This is a genomic window from Pantoea nemavictus (assembly GCF_037479095.1).
Classification (GTDB): Bacteria; Pseudomonadota; Gammaproteobacteria; order Enterobacterales; family Enterobacteriaceae; genus Pantoea; species Pantoea nemavictus.
In genome coordinates this window covers 3,875,364-3,893,593 of the sequence record NZ_JBBGZW010000001.1, presented here as the reverse complement: position 1 = coordinate 3,893,593, position 18,230 = coordinate 3,875,364, and the positions used below count along the sequence as shown (strand labels likewise).

Annotated in this window: 16 protein-coding genes; 6 read left to right on the top strand and 10 right to left on the bottom strand. The window is 53.8% G+C overall.

All coding sequences use genetic code 11. The features are described 5' to 3' along the window. Positions 1–176: 176 nt before the first annotated feature. From WH298_RS17955 to otsB, 10 genes are all read right to left on the bottom strand, one after another. On the bottom strand, positions 177–1,841 hold the full coding sequence (locus tag WH298_RS17955; protein WP_180823472.1) for a methyl-accepting chemotaxis protein: 1,665 nt from the start codon (positions 1,839–1,841) through the stop codon (positions 177–179). Positions 1,842–2,159: 318 nt separating this feature from the next. Continuing rightward, entirely contained in the window at positions 2,160–3,833 is a 1,674-nt protein-coding gene (locus WH298_RS17950; RefSeq protein WP_180823471.1) for a methyl-accepting chemotaxis protein, read from the bottom strand. 166 nt (positions 3,834–3,999) lie between these two features. Beyond that, a complete protein-coding gene (cheW, locus tag WH298_RS17945; RefSeq protein ID WP_007892553.1) occupies positions 4,000–4,497 on the bottom strand; it encodes a chemotaxis protein CheW in 498 nt (165 codons plus the stop codon). A gap of 22 nt (positions 4,498–4,519) precedes the next feature. Then, positions 4,520–6,490 carry a chemotaxis protein CheA gene (cheA, locus tag WH298_RS17940; protein WP_180823742.1) on the bottom strand — a complete coding sequence of 657 codons (1,971 nt, stop codon included), beginning with the start codon at positions 6,488–6,490 and terminating at the stop codon, positions 4,520–4,522. A gap of 10 nt (positions 6,491–6,500) precedes the next feature. After that, a complete protein-coding gene (gene motB, locus WH298_RS17935) occupies positions 6,501–7,532 on the bottom strand; it encodes a flagellar motor protein MotB (RefSeq protein WP_049851853.1) in 1,032 nt (343 codons plus the stop codon). Continuing rightward, positions 7,529–8,416 carry a flagellar motor stator protein MotA gene (gene motA / locus WH298_RS17930; RefSeq protein ID WP_007891047.1) on the bottom strand — a complete coding sequence of 296 codons (888 nt, stop codon included), beginning with the start codon at positions 8,414–8,416 and terminating at the stop codon, positions 7,529–7,531. Before motA ends, motB begins: the two co-directional genes overlap by 4 nt. A 132-nt stretch (positions 8,417–8,548) precedes the next feature. Next, positions 8,549–9,127 (bottom strand): flagellar transcriptional regulator FlhC, encoded by a 579-nt coding sequence (flhC, locus tag WH298_RS17925; RefSeq protein WP_007891050.1) that lies wholly within the window; start codon positions 9,125–9,127, stop codon positions 8,549–8,551. Continuing rightward, complete coding sequence (flhD, locus tag WH298_RS17920) at positions 9,127–9,477, bottom strand: flagellar transcriptional regulator FlhD (protein WP_007891053.1); 351 nt, start codon at positions 9,475–9,477, stop codon at positions 9,127–9,129. Before flhD ends, flhC begins: the two co-directional genes overlap by 1 nt. Before the next feature lie 1,093 nt (positions 9,478–10,570). After that, positions 10,571–12,010: an alpha,alpha-trehalose-phosphate synthase gene (otsA, locus tag WH298_RS17915; protein ID WP_180823470.1), complete on the bottom strand. Its 1,440-nt coding sequence runs from the start codon at positions 12,008–12,010 to the stop codon at positions 10,571–10,573. Beyond that, positions 12,007–12,795 (bottom strand): trehalose-phosphatase, encoded by a 789-nt coding sequence (otsB, locus tag WH298_RS17910; protein ID WP_007891060.1) that lies wholly within the window; start codon positions 12,793–12,795, stop codon positions 12,007–12,009. Before otsB ends, otsA begins: the two co-directional genes overlap by 4 nt. A 552-nt stretch (positions 12,796–13,347) precedes the next feature. Between otsB and WH298_RS17905 the strand changes: the two genes are divergently transcribed. The 6 genes from WH298_RS17905 to WH298_RS17880 all read left to right on the top strand — a co-directional run bounded on the left by WH298_RS17905 (position 13,348) and on the right by WH298_RS17880 (position 18,226). Further along, positions 13,348–13,641, top strand: a complete 294-nt coding sequence (locus WH298_RS17905) for a hypothetical protein (protein ID WP_007891064.1) — start codon at positions 13,348–13,350, stop codon at positions 13,639–13,641. 154 nt (positions 13,642–13,795) lie between these two features. Beyond that, positions 13,796–14,470: an outer membrane protein gene (locus tag WH298_RS17900; RefSeq protein WP_180823469.1), complete on the top strand. Its 675-nt coding sequence runs from the start codon at positions 13,796–13,798 to the stop codon at positions 14,468–14,470. Positions 14,471–14,675: 205 nt separating this feature from the next. Then, positions 14,676–15,827 (top strand): lactaldehyde reductase, encoded by a 1,152-nt coding sequence (gene fucO / locus WH298_RS17895; RefSeq protein ID WP_180823468.1) that lies wholly within the window; start codon positions 14,676–14,678, stop codon positions 15,825–15,827. Between the two features lie 311 nt (positions 15,828–16,138). Beyond that, positions 16,139–17,017, top strand: coding sequence for a manganese catalase family protein (locus tag WH298_RS17890; RefSeq protein WP_180823467.1), 879 nt, complete (start codon positions 16,139–16,141; stop codon positions 17,015–17,017). A gap of 201 nt (positions 17,018–17,218) precedes the next feature. Next, positions 17,219–17,416: a hypothetical protein gene (locus tag WH298_RS17885; protein WP_007891073.1), complete on the top strand. Its 198-nt coding sequence runs from the start codon at positions 17,219–17,221 to the stop codon at positions 17,414–17,416. Then, positions 17,417–18,226, top strand: a complete 810-nt coding sequence (locus WH298_RS17880; protein ID WP_007891075.1) for a hypothetical protein — start codon at positions 17,417–17,419, stop codon at positions 18,224–18,226. Positions 18,227–18,230 lie beyond the last annotated feature (4 nt).

The window sequence follows — 18,230 nt, the reverse complement described above, 5'->3', positions numbered from 1 at the left end:
GGGTTGGACCAGCGGGAATTAAGGAGGAGTAAGGATAAATAGGGGATGTGCTCGCTGTCCCTCACCCTAACCCTCTCCCACAAGTGGGAGAGGGAACCGATCGCGCTAACATATGGCAGCGTCTCCCTCTCCCGCTTGCGGGAGAGGGCCGGGGTGAGGGGCAGCGACGCCGAAACTTAAAACGTCTCCCAGTTACCCTCACTCACCGCCGCCGCCGCTGCTTTGCGCGGTGCGCTGGCGATCTGACGGGCGAGGGTGGCTTTAGCGGGTGGCACCTGAGCGGCACGCGGAATGCGGAATACCGATACCGACTGGCTCAGGCGACTGGCCTGCTCTTCCAGTGACGCGGCGGCGGCGGCGGACTCCTCCACCAGCGAGGCGTTCTGCTGCGTGACGCGATCCATCTCGGTCACCGCTTGTCCCACCTGATCGATACCGCGGCTCTGTTCATCGGACGCCGACGCGATCTCGCCCATGATATCGGTAACGCGTGTGACGGCGCCGACGATATCATTCATGGTTTCACCGGCGGTCCCCACCAGTTGCGAGCCGTTGTTGACGCGATTCACCGAGTCTTCAATCAAGCCTTTGATCTCTTTCGCCGCCTGCGCACTGCGCTGTGCCAGATTGCGCACCTCGCCTGCCACTACGGCAAAACCACGCCCCTGCTCACCGGCACGAGCCGCTTCCACCGCAGCGTTGAGTGCCAGGATGTTGGTCTGGAAGGCAATTCCATCAATGACGCTGATAATGTCGGCGATCTTCTTCGAGCTACCGGCAATATCCTGCATGGTACGCACCACGCCATCGACCACTTCACCGCCTTTGCGCGCGGTATCGGATGCACTGAGCGCCAGTTGCGAGGCCTGACGGGCGTTTTCGGCGTTCTGTTTCACGGTAGCGGTTAACTGCTCCATGCTGGCTGCGGTCTGTTCCAGTGACGCGGCTTGCTCTTCGGTACGCGCCGAAAGATCGTTATTACCGGCGGCGATTTCACTGGCACCGGTGAAAATGGCATCGGAACCATCGCGCACATTGCCCACGGTGCTGACCAGCGACTGCTGCATTTCATGCAGGCTGCCCGCCAGCTGGCTCATCTCATTTCGCCCCTCAACCACGATGGTTTGGGTGAGATCGCCCGCGGCGATGTGACGAATATGGCCCAGCAACTGATGCAGTGGCTGAATCAGCACGCTGCGTAAACCAAACCAGCAGCCGATAATCACCGCAACCACCACGAGCATCACTGATGCCAGCAGCCACATCATGGTATGGAAGGCACGCTGATTCTGCGCCACACCTTCTGCTGCCAGTTCGCTTTGCGCAGTACGCCACTCTTCGTAGGTGGCTTTCATCGCCACCTGTTTCGCTTCGATATTCTGCGCAAACATGCCTTGCAGATCGTTGGCTTTCAGGCGCTCAAGCATCGCTTTCAGCCCGTTGTTGAAAGCGGCATAGTTCGCTTCCAGCTTATCGCGCAGCGCTTCCGGCAAGCCCGGCGTGGCGGGCAAGTCGTAGTAGCGTTGATAGTGGCCGGCAGCGACATCGAGCTGTTTTTCCGTTTGCGCAATTAACGCTCCCAGCTGGCCGCCGTTGGCCTGCGCGGCCATGCTGCCCTGCATGCGCAACATCGCGCGATTGAGTACCGTGCGGGTTTGATTTAATTCAATCCAGGCGTCGGACATCGCCCCTACGTTGTTGGTTGAGATCTGCGCAACGGCAAACGCCTCTTTATCTTTTTGCAAGGCGGACCAGAACAGACCACCCGAAAGTAACTGTAAAGCACCAAACACCAGCAATACGGCGATTAAACTGGTCACTACATTGATTCGTTTTAACATGGGATCTCCAGGAATGCGTTTCGGCTATCCCCGTTATCGACCAATATTCTGAATTTTTCAGGGCGCTTAAGCGACTTTACAAATTAAAACTCTGCGTTTTAGCATGATTGCAGTGTTTTATAAGTAAAAAAATTAACAGTAAAAAAAATGCGCCTTTATCGGGTGAGCGATAAAGGCGCATTGGGTGAGGTGCGGTTTGTCCCTCACCCTAACCCTCTCCTACAAATGGGAGAGGGAACCGATCGAGCTTACCTATGCAACATCGCCCTCTCCCGCCTACGGGAGAGGGCCGGGGTGAGGGACCGACGACGCCGAAACTTAGAACGTTTCCCAATTACTGTCGCCTGCAGCGGCGATCACCGCTTTACGCGGTGCGCTCAAGGTGGGCGGTGCAATCTGCGGATGACGTACGCCGGCTTTCGGCTGTGCTTGTGCCGCGCGCGGTACGCGGAACACCGCCACCGACTGGCTCAAGCGGCTGGCCTGCTCTTCCAGTGAGGCCGCCGCTGCGGCAGACTCTTCTACCAGCGAGGCGTTCTGCTGCGTCACACGATCCATCTCCGTCACCGCCTGACCCACCTGGTCGATACCACGACTCTGCTCATCCGATGCCGAGGCAATTTCGCCCATAATATCCGTCACGCGGGTGACCGCATTGACGATATCGCTCATGGTTTCACCGGCGGTACCCACCAGCGCTGAGCCGCTGTTAACGCGGCTGACGGAGTCTTCAATCAGCCCTTTGATCTCTTTGGCCGCCTGTGCGCTGCGCTGCGCCAGATTTCGCACTTCGCCTGCTACCACCGCAAATCCACGGCCTTGTTCACCGGCACGCGCCGCTTCTACCGCCGCATTGAGTGCCAGAATGTTGGTCTGGAAGGCGATGCCGTCGATGACGCTGGTGATGTCAGCAATCTTCTTCGAGCTGCCGGCGATGTCGCTCATGGTACGCACCACGCCTTGCACCACATCGCCACCCTTCTGCGCGGTTTCAGAGGCACTCAGCGCCAGCTGCGAAGCCTGACGCGCATTTTCCGCGTTCTGCTTCACGGTGGCGGTCAGCTGTTCCATGCTGGCGGCGGTCTGTTCCAGCGAGGCCGCCTGCTCTTCGGTACGTGCCGAGAGATCGTTATTGCCCGCCGAAATCTCACTGGCTCCGGTAAAGATGGCATCCGATCCGTCACGCACATCACTTACCGTGCGTACCAGCGACTGCTGCATATCATGCAGGCTTTGCGCCAGCTGGCTCATTTCATTGCGCCCAACAACCGCAATGTGCTGCGTTAAATCGCCCTGCGCAATGTGCTGAATATGCTGAATGTTGTGGTTGAGCGGCGTGATCAGAATTTTGCGCATGCCAAACCAGCACAGCACAATCACCGCCACCACGATCGCCAACACCGCAGTCAGCAGCCAGATCATATGATCGTAGGCAGAGCTGTTGGCGGCGACGCCCTTCGCCGTCAAACGGTCCTGATCGGCACGCCACTGGCGGTACTCTTTCAGGAACGCACTCTGGCTTGGCGCCACCGGCACTTTCGCGGCCTGCACCAGATCTTGTGCTACCAGCGCATCCTGCATCTGGCCCAGCGCGCTGGCATAAGCAGAATAGGTGTCATCCAGACGCTTGTTAAGCGCGGCATCCTGCCCCGGCGTATCCGGCGTGGCTTTAAACAGCTGATAGTTATCAGCGGCCTCTTTCTGGAAGGCTTTGCTGTCGTTATATAAACCGGCCACATCCGCTTCACTGCCGCTGAGCTTGCTGGTCGCCATGCGCAACTGAATGCGGGTTAACACCACACGGCTCTGATTGAGGCTCATGTAGGCGTCGTTGATGGCGGCGGTGTTTTTGCTCGCCAGTTGTGAAACGTTGAAACTGTTTTTGTCATCACTTAGCGCTTTAAAAAACAGCGAGCCGGATGCCAATTGCAGAAAACCAAATACCAACAACACCAGCAATAAGCTGGTGACAACGCGGATTCTTGTAAACATAGTTTGCCCTGGAAAATGAAGAAAAATCGTGCAGAGCAGTTATCGACTTACGGCGGGGAATATTGAGGAGAAAAGCAGGGTTTTTGCAGTTTTGTTGTTGATTTACAACAAATTAATTAACGTACGTGATGATAACGGGCCGCAGCAGCGCGGCCCGTTGATGTGATTAGGCGGTACGCAGGTTATCCACTAGCGCCATCTCTTCACTGCTCAGCAGCTTTTCGATGTCGACCAGAATCAGCATACGTTCACCCAGCGCACCCAGACCGGTCAGGTACTCGGTAGACATGGTGACCGCAAATTCCGGTGAAGGACGAATCTGCTCCTGAGTCAGCGACAGCACGTCAGAAACGCCGTCAACCACAATCCCCACCACGCGCTGCTCAAGATTCAGCACGATCACCACGGTGTTCTCGTTGTAATCCACGTCCGGCTGCGAGAATTTCACGCGCAGGTCGATAATGGGCACAATCACGCCGCGCAGGTTGGTGACGCCTTTGATGAACTCTGGCGTGTTCGCGATGCGGGTTACCTGATCGTAGCCGCGGATCTCCTGCACTTTCAGAATGTCGATGCCGTACTCTTCGTCACCCAGTGTGAAAACTAAGAACTCCTGGCCGACGGTTTCGCCAGCGATTTTGGTCACGGTTGCCATGTCAGTCATTTTTTTACCCTTTCGTTATCTATTACGCTGCGGCACCGGCCACACGCTTTTCACGGTTCAACGATTGCAGTGCTGAGACATCCACAATCAGCGCCACGCTACCATCGCCCAGAATGGTGGCGGCTGAAATCCCCGGCACTTTGCGATAGTTGCTTTCAAGGTTTTTCACTACCACCTGATGCTGACCAATCAGCTGATCGACCAGCAGCGCATAGCGACGGCCTGCGCTTTGCAGAATCACCACAATGCCTTGCGTGGCGTCGGTTTTGGCGTTTTGCACCTCAAACACATTCCACAACTCAACCAGCGGCAGATACTCGCCTCGCACTTCCAGCACGCGCTCGCCACCGGCCAGCGGTTTTAACTCTTCAGCGGTTGGCTGCAGTGATTCCATCACCGCGTTGAGCGGCAGAATGAACACTTCGTTGGCCACGCGCACCGACATGCCGTCGAGGATCGCCAGCGTCAGCGGCAGCAGGATGCGAATAGTGGTGCCTTTGCCCTGCTTCGAGGAGATTTCGACGTGGCCGCCCATCTCCTGAATGTTACGTTTCACCACGTCCATGCCCACGCCACGGCCCGACACGTCAGTGACCTGTTCGGCGGTGGAGAAGCCCGGCGCGAAGATCAGCATGCCGACTTCTTCATCGCTCATGCTGTCGCTCACCGGCAGGCCAGACGACAGCGCTTTAGCCAGGATACGTTCACGGTTCAGACCGGCACCGTCATCGATCACTTCGATGCAGATGTTGCCGCCCTGATGTTCCGCGGACAGCGTCAGGTTACCGACTGCCGTTTTGCTGGCAGCCAGACGTTTTTCCGGGGTTTCGATACCGTGATCGAGGCTGTTACGCACCAGGTGCGTTAACGGATCGATGATGCGTTCAATCAGGCTCTTATCCAGTTCGGTCGAGCTGCCAAGCAGCGTCAGTTCCACCTCTTTGCCCAGCTTGCTGGCCAAATCGCGCACCAGGCGCGGGAAGCGGCTGAAGACATACTCCATTGGCATCATACGAATCGACATCACCGACTCTTGCAGATCGCGGGCGTTACGCTCCAGCTGGCCCATGCTGTTCAGCAGGTCGCCGTGCGCCACCGGATCCAGCGCGCCGGAGCGCTGCGCCAGCATCGATTGGGTGATCACCAGTTCGCCCACCAGGTTAATCAGCTGGTCCACTTTCTCCACTGCCACGCGGATGCTGCTGGATTCACTGCCCTTGGCCGGTGCCGCTGCACGCTTAGGTTCACGTTTCGCTGCCGGCGTAATCTCGGTAACGGTGGCGGTTTGCACCGCTTCAGCGACCACGTCCACCACCGGCGCTTCGGCCACTGCCGCCGCGCCTGCCGGGAAGTGGATCTGCGCTTCATCGAGTACAAAGCACAGCACGGCGACGATGTCATCTTTGCCGACGCCATCGATGGTCACTTCGAGCGAATTAGCGCCTTTTACCACGTTGCTGACCGTGCCGAGATTGCCGAGCTCTTCCAGCATCAGCTCCGGCTCTTTCTCTTTCAGATCAACCAGCTGCAGGCGCAGACCTGCGGCGGCAACCGGTGCAGCGATGTCAATCACTTCGGCGACTTTTGGCGCTTCAGGCGCGATGCCCTTCGCTTCCAGTGCCAGCTGACGCAGCGCTTCGCAGATGTATTTAAAGCTTTCTGCGTTGGGCTCCTGCGCCGTTTTATAGGCATCGAGCTGTTCTTGCATAATATCTTTGGTTTCCAAAAACAGGTTGATGATATCGGTGCTGAGCTGCATCTCGCCGCGGCGCGCACCATCCAGAATGTTTTCCAGGATGTGGGTGGTTTCCTGTAAAACCGTAAAGCCAAACGTACCGGCTCCGCCCTTGATGGAGTGGGCGGCGCGGAAGATGGCATTCAACTGCTCGGAATCGGGCTCCTGGGGATCGAGTCCCAACAGGTGTTGCTCCATATCCGCTAACAGCTCATCGGCTTCATCGAAAAACGTCTGGTAAAAATCGCTGATGTCCATGCTCACGGGATCACCTCGGCTGTGAGGGTTGGTCTGGTGTCACCACGCTCACCGCGGGCGTCGCCGCTGCCGCAGGTGCCGTCGCAGCCGCCGGCGCAGCCGGTGTCGCAGTGGAACCTGTTGGGGCAGTCGGCGCAGCCGGTACGGCGGGTGCGGTAATGTCGGGAATAATTTGCGCCGGGTCGCTGACCTGTACGGCATCGCTCTCGGCATTCTCTTTTTCAATCGCCGCTTCGGTGTCGTGATTCAACACCAGCAGGCTAATGCGGCGGTTGACTGCATCATTAGCACCACGGTTTTTCAGCTTCATGGTGTCGGCCATACCGACCACACGCAGCATTTTGCTGCCGTCCAGCCCACCGATCATCAGCTCACGGCGTGAGGCGTTGGCACGATCGGCCGACAGCTCCCAGTTGCTGTAGCCGCGATCGCCATTGCCATACTGGATATCGTCGGTGTGGCCTGACAGGCTAATTTTGTTCGGAATATCATTCAGTAGCGGCGCAATGGTGCGCAGAATGTCGCGCATATAGGGCTCAACGTCTGCGCTACCGGTTTTAAACATCGGGCGGTTCTGGCTATCGATAATCTGAATGCGCAGCCCCTCTTCCACCATGTTGATAATCAGGTGCGGACGCAGCGCTTTCAGACGCGGATCGGCTTCAATCAGCTGATCGAGCTTTTCACGCAGGCGATTCAGGCGAATCTCCTCCAGCTTTTTCTTCTGCGCATCCATATCGACAATTTTCTTCACTTCGCCCTTCTGCTGCGTCGGATCGTCGCCGCCGCCCGGGATCGGACTTTCACTGTCGCTGCTGCGCTGACCGCCGGTTAACGCCACTTTGAGCGGCGTTTTGAAGTATTCGGCAATTTGTACTAACTCTTTCGGGCTGGAGATGGAGAGCAGCCACATCACCATAAAGAACGCCATCATCGCCGTCATAAAGTCGGCATAGGCAATCTTCCACGAACCGTGGCTGCCATGGTGACCTTTATGTTTGCGCTTTTTAACCAGCACAATGGGGCGATTGCCAGCTTTCATGAATTCTCATCCGAAGTTTGTTTCGCCGGGTTCTTGGCGTTACGCACGTGCTCTTCCAGCTCGGAGAACGACGGACGTTCAGCGGAATAGAGCGTTTTACGTCCAAACTCCACCGCGATTTGCGGCGCGTAGCCGTTCAGGCTGGAGAGCAATGTCACCTTTACGCACTGCATCATCTTGGTGGTTTCGGCACATTTCTGTCGCAGTACCGAGGCCAGCGGCGAAATAAAGCCGTAGGCCAGTAAAATCCCGAGGAAGGTACCGACCATGGCGTGGGCAACCAGCGCACCTAACTCTGCGGCCGGACGGTCGGCCGACGCCAGTGCATGCACCACGCCCATTACCGCGGCAACGATGCCGAAAGCCGGTAAGCCATCACCCACGGCCGATATACTTTGCGCTGGTACTTCGCACTCGTGCTCGTAGGTTTCAATCTCTTCGTCCATCAGGGCTTCAATCTCGAAGGCGTTCATATTTCCGCTGACCATTAAACGTAAATAGTCGGTAATAAAATCGACCAACTGTTTATCGGACAAAATACGCGGATAGTTAGCGAAAATTTCACTCTGACTTGGGTCTTCAATATCACGTTCTAATGACAGCATGCCTTGCTGACGGGATTTCGCCATCAGGCGATAGAGCAGCGCCATTAAATCCATGTATACAGCTTTGTTATATTTCGAGCCGCGCATTAACAATGGCAACGCTTTTAATGTCTTCTTGATCGATTTGCCATTATTGCCGACTAAAAAGGCACCGATACCGGCACCGCCGATAATGATCAGCTCCGCCGGCTGATATAGCGCGCCTAAATGTCCGCCGACCATCGCGTAGCCGCCCAACACGGAGCCGACGACCACGATATAACCCAGAATTATCAGCACAAAAAATCCTTACGTCCGTAACGTGTTGATGGAAGTTAAGCCAGAGAGCCGCAGGTGTTATTCGTTTATCGCAGGCAAAAAAAAAGCAGCGGTATTAACCGCTGCTGGATGTTTTCCACGATGCGAACAAACTTAAACGGCGCGTTTAACCTGTTCATCCAGCAGTTGTGGAAAGGTATCGGCAGAATCTGCAGAAAGTTTACGTCTTTTTACGGCACGTGATGGCGGCTGGCACAGGCTGCAAACAAAGCTGCCCACTGGCTGATGCGCGTGGTTAATAAAGCTGCCACCGCAGCACTTGCAGTCAGACAATTCCAGCATGCCACTTTCAACGAATCGCACCAGGGTCCATGCACGCGTTAGCGCCAACAGCGGGCCCTCGTCCGATTGCGGACACTGCTCAAGATACAAACGGTAAGCTTTGATCACCGCTTCAACGCCATTGCTCAACCCGGTTTTCAGCAGAAACTGCCAGGCGTTACAGAACATTGAGGAGTGAATATTTTGTTCCCAGGTCATGAACCAATCAGTGGAGAATGGCAGCATGCCTTTCGGTGGTGGCGCACCGCGCAACTCTTTATACAGTTTAATCAGGCGACCACGGCTCAGCTGGGTTTCACTTTCCAGCATTTGCAGTCGTGCGCCCAACGTAATCAGCTCCATTGCCAGCTGAATATCGCGCGCTTCCTGAACAATACTTTTTTCGGCCATTAAACAGCCCTCTTCTTCGCAGAGATGTCATCTTTCGACGCATTCCGCAGTAAGCGGCTGGATAATAAAATGCCGGTATGGATTTGCTGCAAATCATCCACACGTGACTCTTGCGTCAGGCGATTAATATGGTTGTGGTCGGTAAAACGAAACTGGCAAACCAGTTGATTGGTTTCCGCTAATTTTACCATCTCCGGTAAGGTTAATTGCGACAATGCATCGGCCATCGATTCATCGATGCCTAAACGAAACATTGCTGAAGCTTTTTCCTGGTTAATTAAACGCTGAGCAAGAAGCAAATATGACAGATTGATGTCATATATATGTTTTAGTAATTCTGATGTACCCATTTTTTTCCATCCTGATAGACGCGACACATATACGGCCACAGAATTAAATTGTTCTATGGTTCGGGCTGCTGGTTGGTAAATCTAAAGATGGCAAAAAATAATCAGGCTTGAGCCAACGCGTACCTAACTGTTTCACTTCCCGTCAGGACACTGATCAGTAGTAATCAAAACTCCAGGCCATTCTTTGCTTGAGTTGTAACCATCTTCCGTGACGTCTGCTTACAGTTTTTAAGACTAATCCGAAAACAACGCAAATCTATATCGTCTGATTTCGACATACAACGTGAGTGGCGCGAAATTTTAGATAAAGTGTGATCTGCGTCACACTTTTAAGGCAAATTTTTTTCGCAAACCTTCAGCATCGCTTTTATGTTGTGCGTTTTTTGTACTAAATCGGATTATTTCGTTAATATTTTGCTGATTTGCGGCGGATTTTAGGCTCTGTGGCAGATTGCCATTACCACGCGATCAGTTATCTGTTCCGTTGCGATTATCGGGCTATAACGCGCTATATAATGAGATATAAGCAGCATAATACTCTGAATACGGCTGAAATTATTCGCTTCTAAATTAATCACTTACAGGGAATATTGCTGAGGAGGATTAAAGCGAGACGCTAGCGAAGCGTGAAGACTGGACGCAGAGCGCCTGGGAACTGTCAGTAGATTGTAGGGAGTGTTTAGCGCACGGCAGGGTATGTAACAGAGCGTTACATTAGAGAAATGAATGAATGGACCATTTTACGGTTTGCTACGCGCTAACTATCGGCGTGCCACCGGGAATCTTTAGGGTCAGCGATAAAAAAAGCGTGATTCCTGGGTTGGGTGCGCGCTTTTTAACCAAAATGTGCGATTTTTACTGATGAGTCAGCCGATTAGCGCTTAAAGAAATGAAATCGATTTCGTGAAGTTAGGGTGGTGCGTGAAAACGCTGTGCAACGCAGCGGTAAATTACCGGCGCGCGACAAATCTCGCCGCCACGATGTGGTGCGATTACCAGGTAAAATACTCAAGTTTGGCATTTAGCGCAGCGGCGCAATTTATTGCGCGGTGAAGGATAAGGGCGCGTATTTACGCGCCCTTTTTTAGTGGGCTTACGCTAATTTCGGAAAGGTAGCGACTTTATTTTCCGTACCGTGATCATCGCTGCGTACCGGCAAGGTATTTAAATCTTTCAGGAAGCTTTCACGCCAATGTGAAATATCCTGCTTGCGCAACACCGCCATCATGTCGTTATAACGCGAAATACGTTCCGTGCGCGGCATGGTTAAGGCGCGATCCAGCGCGGCAGCCACTTCATCCCGATCGTAGGGATTGACGATCAGCGCCGAGGTCAGTTCATTCGCGGCACCGGCAAAGCGCGACAGCACCAGTACGCCAGGATTATCCGGGTCCTGCGCCGCCACATACTCTTTCGCTACCAGGTTCATGCCATCGCGCAGTGGCGTAATCAGGCCAACGTTGGTGAGGCGGAAGATCTTCATTAACAGGCGGCGGTCAAAGTGCTGATTCAGATAGTAGAGCGGCGTCCAGCCCAGGGTGCCGTATTTGCCGTTAATGCGCCCCGCTTCCGTTTCCAGCTGATGGCGAATGTCCTGATAGGCCTGCACATCGCCACGCGAGGTGGGTGCAATCTGCGAGTAGCGAATTTTGCCGCGATGCTGCGGGAAATTCTCCAGCAGGGCTTCAAAGGCGAGGAAACGCTCCGGCAAACCTTTCGAGTAATCCAGGCGCTCGCAGGCGATGATGTTCTGCAGATCGCCGAGGTCGCGCTTCATCGCTGCCATTTTCGGCGGCAGCGGCCCTTCTGCCATCTCTTTGATGGTGTCAGGCTCAATACCAATCGGATACACCTCGGTCATAAAGGTGTTGCCAAAGGCGCGATGCTTTTTCTCACCTTTATTCTGCAGCTGCGTCAGCTGGCTTAAGCTATCCAGGAAGGCCACGCGATCGGATTCTGTCTGGAAGCCCAGCAGATCATAGTCGCACAGCATCTCCAGCAGCTCCTGATGAGGCGGTAACGCATTGAAGATTTCGGGCGTCGGGAACGGAATATGCAGGAAGAAGCCGATACGGTTGTTGATGCCCAATTTGCGCAACTCGGCAGCAAACGGCAGCAGATGATAATCGTGGATCCACAATACATCATCGGGCTTCAGCAGCGGTTTAAGACGCTGGGCCAACAGCGTATTCACGCGGCAATAGCCATCCCACGCTTCGCGCTGGTACTGCACCAGATCGAGACGATAGTGGAAAGCGGGCCAAATCACGGTATTCGAAAACTGCAGATAATACTGATCGTAATCGTTTTGATTGAGCGGCAGCGAGGCGTAGGTAATTCCGTCTTTTTCCAGCTGAGTGAGCTCTTCATCCTCATCTTCACCCGAGAATTCGCTGATCTCTCCGTTCCAGCCAAACCATAATCCTCCGGTATCTCGCAGTGCATCCAAAATACCGACAGCAAGTCCGCCTGCGCTGGCCTTGCTACCATCGGGAATCGCGATACGGTTAGATACGACGACTAAACGACTCATAACCTAAACTCCTTACCAACATTGTCATGTTCTAGTTGTAATAATAGTTGTTCAAGCCAGTGCCATACGGCCTCAACGCTGTTCAGGCGATAGCGTGCATGGCTGGCACCTTCACCGACTTTGACAGAAATCCCCTGCATGGCGTTGACCGCCAGAAATCCTTTTTCGTCTGTCAGGTCGTCTCCCACAAATACCGGAATGCGTCCGGCAAAGGGTGCTTCCTGCATAAATTCACGCACGGCGGCACCTTTATCAATGCCCTGCGGCTTCAACTCCACCACGCACTTGCCGGGCTGCAGCGCCAGATCAGGGAAACGTGCGACGGCGTCTTCCGCCAGCTGCATGATGGCATTCTCATACTGCGGCGCATTGCGATAGTGCAGCGCAAACGCCATGCCTTTCACTTCCAGCAGCGTGTTGGGCCACTGATCCAGCGTCTGCTGCAGTTCAATTTGCAGCGTTTGCGCAATATCGCCCGGCAGGCTGTGGCGATGCACGCGACCGGTAGCGTCGCGACGTTCAGCGCCATGCACACCCGCCGCGGGCGCTTCAAGCGGCGCGACTAAGGCATCGAGTTGCACGATTGGACGGCCAGACACCAGTGCCAGTGCGCCGTGGCTAAGATTAGAAATTTGTTGCAGGAGCTGGCGTACCGAGGCGGGGATTGAAACCGACTCGGGCTGCGACTGAATCGCTGCCAACGTGCCGTCGACATCAAAAAAGAAGGCATAAAGTCCGCCGCTTAGCGACGGCAACGTGCTGTTCTGATTAACCGCGGGGGTCACGACTCTCCTCCTGTGTTGTAGGTTTTAAAATTACAGGATGTTCGGAGGCAGGCTGAATCATGGAAGCGGAAAAAAACCGCAGAATTGTGTGCGAGGAGATTTTGACGATAACACGGAATTTCGATAGCAAACTCTCCACAAACAAACATGATTTAGACTCACATGGCAACCTGACAGCGAACATCGTCAGCTTTAAGTGTAGACGTAGATCACGATATTGCCAGATACGCGCGGCTTCGCTATAGGATAAGTGGCCGTTTTAACCGCTATGCAGCAAAAAGATTGCCTCCGCGCTTTTTCATACGCTTCGCTTATTTTTCCTGCACCAGTGGCAGGCAAAAATCAGCCCATGCGGCGCGAAATTTCCCAGATTAAGCCGACTTGCATCCGCCACGCGGATTATCATATGGTGCGTTTACCGCGCGGCTACAGCGTGGAGATACGGCTCTTGAGAGCATAAATCAGCGCTTTTAGATCGCTTCAGGCAGGAATCCGCAAGATGGAAAACCGATCGACTTCACATTTTCATACTGTTGTGGTGGGTGAGCGTAGATGATCCCGCAGAGTTACAGCCAACGCGTGCACTTCTATTACTGCATTCTGATCGCGCTGAAAATCAACGCCAAAAACAAGAAGTCTGGCGGCGTGCGCGGTAAAAACAACTTTCTGCTCAAATGGCTGCGCAACGCGCAGAACAACACCATTTTCCCACCGGATATCACCAGCGAGATCGAGTGGCTGCGCGGCAAGATCATCAGTTCCGGTCCCGATACCGATCTCGAACCGATGCTGCAATATGTCTATGACACCGCTAAACGCGCCGAGAGCATGCGTTTAGGGTCGTGAGGGTTGCGCGCCGGTGCGCCGGCGTGCTCGCTGCGTAGTTCTACCTATTCTCCTGCGTATTCAACCGCATTTTTTCCCCTCAATGTGTTGCATATGATTCGTCACACGGAACAGCCACGTTCCCCCTTTCCACTGACGAAGAGAATGGATGCAAATGAAACTGAAAATGTTATGCGGTGCACTGCCTTTAATGATGGCAGCGGTTGCGGCAAATGCTGACGAAGGCTATTACGGTTCAGCCAAATATCTGCAAAGCCAGATCAATGCCAAAGAGATGAACACCAGCGCCCGTCCTGGCGTAGGTCAGTTTGTCGCGGGTAATGAGACCGCGCACCAGGCCAACGCCGCCTTGGCACTCGGTTATCAATGGGGTAATGGCTGGCGCACCGAGGGCGAATACACCTTTGGTCAGGGCGCGGAGTTCACCAGCGGTTCATCCACCTTTGCCACCAGCTATAACCATCTGCAAACCAACGTGCAGCGCCTGATGTTCAACCTGTATCGCGATTATGAACTCGGCTACAACTTCTCGCTGTACGGTACCGCTGGCCTTGGCTTCAGCCGTATTCAGGCGGGCGGCTGGCAGGGCGTGGTTACGCGTGAGTATGCTTCCAGCACGCAAAATAACCTGACTTACAGCATTGGTGCGGGCGTCAGCTATGCGCCGATTGAGCGCGTTAGCGTTGATGTCGGTTATCGCTATGTGGATATGGGTAAAATTGAGAGCGGCTATAACAACTTCGTCAATGCCCGTGGCTTGAAAGATGAGCAGATGAAAGCGCATCTGATCGAGAACCAGTTCACGCTGGGCGTACGCTATCTCTTCTGATGAATGAATTGGCAGACTTCTCCATCCCCGCATGATGGGGAAGTCTGCCTCCTCAATTCCAGCCAGCAGGAAACCACGCTTTACTTGAGGAAACGCAATATCTGTATGTCTGTTACCCCGTAGATCTAGGTACGGTTAAAACATCTTATCTTGATGAATTTAATCGAAAAAACTTAAATCTGGCATCTACGTGAAGGTAATTAACATGATTAACAGAATGATCCTCAACGAAACCGCTTACTTTGGTTCCGGCGCCATCCATTCTCTGGTCGATGAGATTAACAAACGCGGTTTCACCAAAGCATTAGTGGTGACGGACAAAGACCTGATCAAGTTTTCTGTCGCCACCCGCATCACCGATCTGCTTACGCAGCACGACCTCAGTTTCGCCCTCTATGACGACGTTATTCCCAATCCTACGGTAGAGGTGGTGCATGCCGGCGTTGCGGCTTTTCGTCGTGCAGGCGCCGATTATCTGATCGCCGTCGGCGGGGGTTCCCCGCAGGATACTTGCAAAGCCATCGGCATGATGATTGCCAATCCCGAGTTTAGCGACGTGCGCATGCTGGAGGGCGGTGCCGCCACGCGCCGCCCCTCTGTACCGATCATTGCGGTGCCTACCACCGCGGGTACGGCTGCCGAAGTGACCATCAATTACGTCATCACCGATGAGGAGAAGAAGCGTAAGTTCGTCTGCTACGATCCGCATGATATTCCCGTTATCGCCATTATCGATCCTGACATGATGGCCAGCATGCCCGCCAGCCTGAAAGCGGCAACCGGCGTTGATGCGCTCACCCACGCCATTGAAGGCTATATCACGCGCGGTGCATGGGAGATGACCGACATGTTCCACCTCAAAGCGATAGAGATTATTGGCCGGTCGCTGCGAGATTCGGTAACAGGTGTACCGGCTGGCGTGGCGGATATGGCGCTGGGTCAATATATCGCCGGCATGGGCTTCTCGAATGTCGGATTGGGCCTGGTGCACGGCATGGCGCATCCGCTAGGTGCCTTTTATGGCACCGCGCACGGCATCGCCAATGCCGTCTTGCTGCCACACATTATGGCTTTCAATGCTGAACACACCGGTGAGAAATACCGCGATATTGCGCATGCGCTGGGCGTTAGCGGCGCCTATGCCTGTTCATTAACCGAGGCGCGCGCACTCGCCATTGAGGCGGTCAGCTCGCTGAATCGCGATATTGATATTCCGCTGCGGCTACGTGACATCGGCATGCAGGAGCAGGACGCGTCGGTATTAGCTGCCGCAGCTTATGCTGATGTGTGTACCGCCGGAAATCCGCGCGAGTGCAGCATTGAGACGATCACGTCACTTTATCGCCAATTATATTAATCAGGCATAAATCGGGTCGCCATCCATGGTGACCCGTCAAATATTGTATTAAAACAACGCCCCTTCCTTTATTTAATTTATGCCAGGAGTTCGTCTTACGGCATATTATTCATTTTAACGACAGATAGTAAATTAAGCCCACCCGGTGCGCTTGCAGGAACGGCTGGTCGGAGTAGTATTAATTATGTGACACGCTGTAGATGAGTTAAAGGTCCATTACCCGCCTTCCCTCCTCCATTTCATATCGTCATTAATTTAAACATTCAAAATCCATTCTCTCCGTTGGTATTTTCCTTTTTTTGAGGTGAGCTATGTTTCGACACGTAAAAAAGTTGCAATTTACCGTCCGCGTTAATCAACCCAATCTCGGCCTGGCCAATTTATTACTGGAACAGTTTGGCGGCCCACAGGGTGAACTGGCCGCAGCAATGCGTTATTTCACCCAGGGGTTAAGTGATGACGACGCGGGTCGTCGTGAGATGTTGATGGATATCGCTACCGAGGAGTTGAGCCATCTGGAAATTATCGGCTCGCTGGTTGGCATGTTAAATAAAGGTGCGAAAGGGGCGCTGGCAGAAGGCAGCGAAGAGCAAGGCGATCTCTATCGTTCCATTACCGGCGCGGGTAATGACAGCCATCTCACCTCGATTCTGTATGGCGGTGGTCCGGCACTGACCAACTCGGCTGGCGTGCCCTGGACCGCGGCCTATATCGACACCATCGGCGAAGTGACGGCGGATCTGCGTTCAAACGTTGCTGCTGAAGCGCGCGCCAAGATTCTGTACGAGCGCCTTATCAACCTTACCGATGACGTTGGCGTTAAGGATGCGCTGGGATTCCTGATGACGCGTGAAGTGGCGCACCAGCTGTCGTTTGAAAAAGCGCTCTACTCCATCCGCAATAACTTCCCGCCGGGCAAACTGCCGCCGATCGAGAAGTATGCGCACACTTATTACAATATGTCTGAGGGCGACGATATTCGCGGCAGCTGGAACTCGGATGAAAACTTTGATTACGTTGCCGATCCGCAACCGGCCGTTGATGGCGGCGATGGACTCGCCAGCGTTACCTTGCCCGCGCAGCAGCAGAGCGATCTGGCCACGCTGGCGGCGCGCACCGCTTCACACCCCGACGTCAATCCGATTACCGGCGCGGAACCGGGCAGTAAACATCCGTTGACCAATCAGTAATGCGCCACGCTGAAACCTGTGGGTCGCCATAAATGGCGCCCCGCACCCTCTAAAAATAACGCATGGAAAATATTTCTGCCGCGTGCGCATATTCCTGGCAGATTAATCCGGAAAGTGACTGCCAGCTTCAGTTACGCGGCTGAATATTGCAGGGATGTGCCATAGTTTACGTTGGTATAAATAAAAAAGGACCCACCCAATATGTTTGGTTTTTTAGCTTCTCTGTTCGGCAGCCCGGAGGCATTACTGCAAGTGATGACCCGTCAGGACATTCAGGAGTCGATTCAGGAAGGTGACAGAATTATTATTGACGAAGATGGTAACGCTTCGGTTAATCCATTGAGTCCTGAAGTACAGCGCGATTTTGCCCATCATGTCAGCACATTAAAGGATATTTAAATGGGCACGGCGATATTTATGGTGATGATGGTGTGTGGCTATTGGTATACCAGCCGCGACATGTCGAGTCGTTTAAAAATCAAACGCTCTTTTGGCTGGGATGTCTATTTTCTTATTGCCTTATATGGCTGTATTTTTGTGCTGCAAGGCGTGCTAACCACCGCCATCATCTGGTTAATCTTGCTTATCGCATCAGGTGTGAACAATGCGTTTGCGCTGACCTCCGCAGAGAACGTGCACTGGAACGTCGATTTCATGACCTGGAGTTTTTTAGGTATCCAGGCGCCGGTAGTGATGATGCTGGCCTTTGCCATTCTATTCTGCATGTATCGCTCCAACTGGGCAGTCAGCGCCCGGCTTAACGCCGGTGGCCGTAAGGAGCTTTATCAGCGTCTTTCGCGCTCGAATGGCATTGAGCAGTTGTTACTGCAGTGCATGGAGGAAGGCGAATTAGCCTGGGTGACGCTGAAATCTAAGCGCATTTATATCGGTATGATCCATGCAGCGACATTTGAATATGCCAACACCGCCAATATCGTGCTGATTCCGATGTTGAGCGGCTACCGCGATGCGCGCACGCTGAATTTGGCGATTGAGCATAATTACAGCCAGTGGTACCACAATCACAATATTGATTTCTCCTCCACGCCAAAAAGCGCCCTGGAGTTTCGTAAAGTGATTATGGTGCATCAGATTGAAAGTTTGTCGCTGTTTGATCCCGCCAGCGCCAGCGCATTAGCGATGGGTAAGCAAAGCGGGAATAAACGCAAATGGACTCGCAAGTCCGTGGCAAAAAGCGACTATCCCTAAATGA

What these genes read in the sequence shown, in the direction of transcription:
- WH298_RS17955 (WP_180823472.1), bottom strand. Translation starts at nt 1,841, where the DNA reads ATGTTAAAACGAATCAATGTAGTGACCAGTTTAATCGCCGTATTGCTG.
- WH298_RS17950 (WP_180823471.1), bottom strand. Translation starts at nt 3,833, where the DNA reads ATGTTTACAAGAATCCGCGTTGTCACCAGCTTATTGCTGGTGTTGTTG.
- cheW (WP_007892553.1), bottom strand. Translation starts at nt 4,497, where the DNA reads ATGACTGACATGGCAACCGTGACCAAAATCGCTGGCGAAACCGTCGGC.
- cheA (WP_180823742.1), bottom strand. Translation starts at nt 6,490, where the DNA reads ATGGACATCAGCGATTTTTACCAGACGTTTTTCGATGAAGCCGATGAG.
- motB (WP_049851853.1), bottom strand. Translation starts at nt 7,532, where the DNA reads ATGAAAGCTGGCAATCGCCCCATTGTGCTGGTTAAAAAGCGCAAACAT.
- flhC (WP_007891050.1), bottom strand. Translation starts at nt 9,127, where the DNA reads ATGGCCGAAAAAAGTATTGTTCAGGAAGCGCGCGATATTCAGCTGGCA.
- flhD (WP_007891053.1), bottom strand. Translation starts at nt 9,477, where the DNA reads ATGGGTACATCAGAATTACTAAAACATATATATGACATCAATCTGTCA.
- otsA (WP_180823470.1), bottom strand. Translation starts at nt 12,010, where the DNA reads ATGAGTCGTTTAGTCGTCGTATCTAACCGTATCGCGATTCCCGATGGT.
- WH298_RS17905 (WP_007891064.1), top strand. Translation starts at nt 13,348, where the DNA reads ATGATCCCGCAGAGTTACAGCCAACGCGTGCACTTCTATTACTGCATT.
- WH298_RS17900 (WP_180823469.1), top strand. Translation starts at nt 13,796, where the DNA reads ATGAAACTGAAAATGTTATGCGGTGCACTGCCTTTAATGATGGCAGCG.
- fucO (WP_180823468.1), top strand. Translation starts at nt 14,676, where the DNA reads ATGATTAACAGAATGATCCTCAACGAAACCGCTTACTTTGGTTCCGGC.
- WH298_RS17890 (WP_180823467.1), top strand. Translation starts at nt 16,139, where the DNA reads ATGTTTCGACACGTAAAAAAGTTGCAATTTACCGTCCGCGTTAATCAA.
- WH298_RS17885 (WP_007891073.1), top strand. Translation starts at nt 17,219, where the DNA reads ATGTTTGGTTTTTTAGCTTCTCTGTTCGGCAGCCCGGAGGCATTACTG.
- WH298_RS17880 (WP_007891075.1), top strand. Translation starts at nt 17,417, where the DNA reads ATGGGCACGGCGATATTTATGGTGATGATGGTGTGTGGCTATTGGTAT.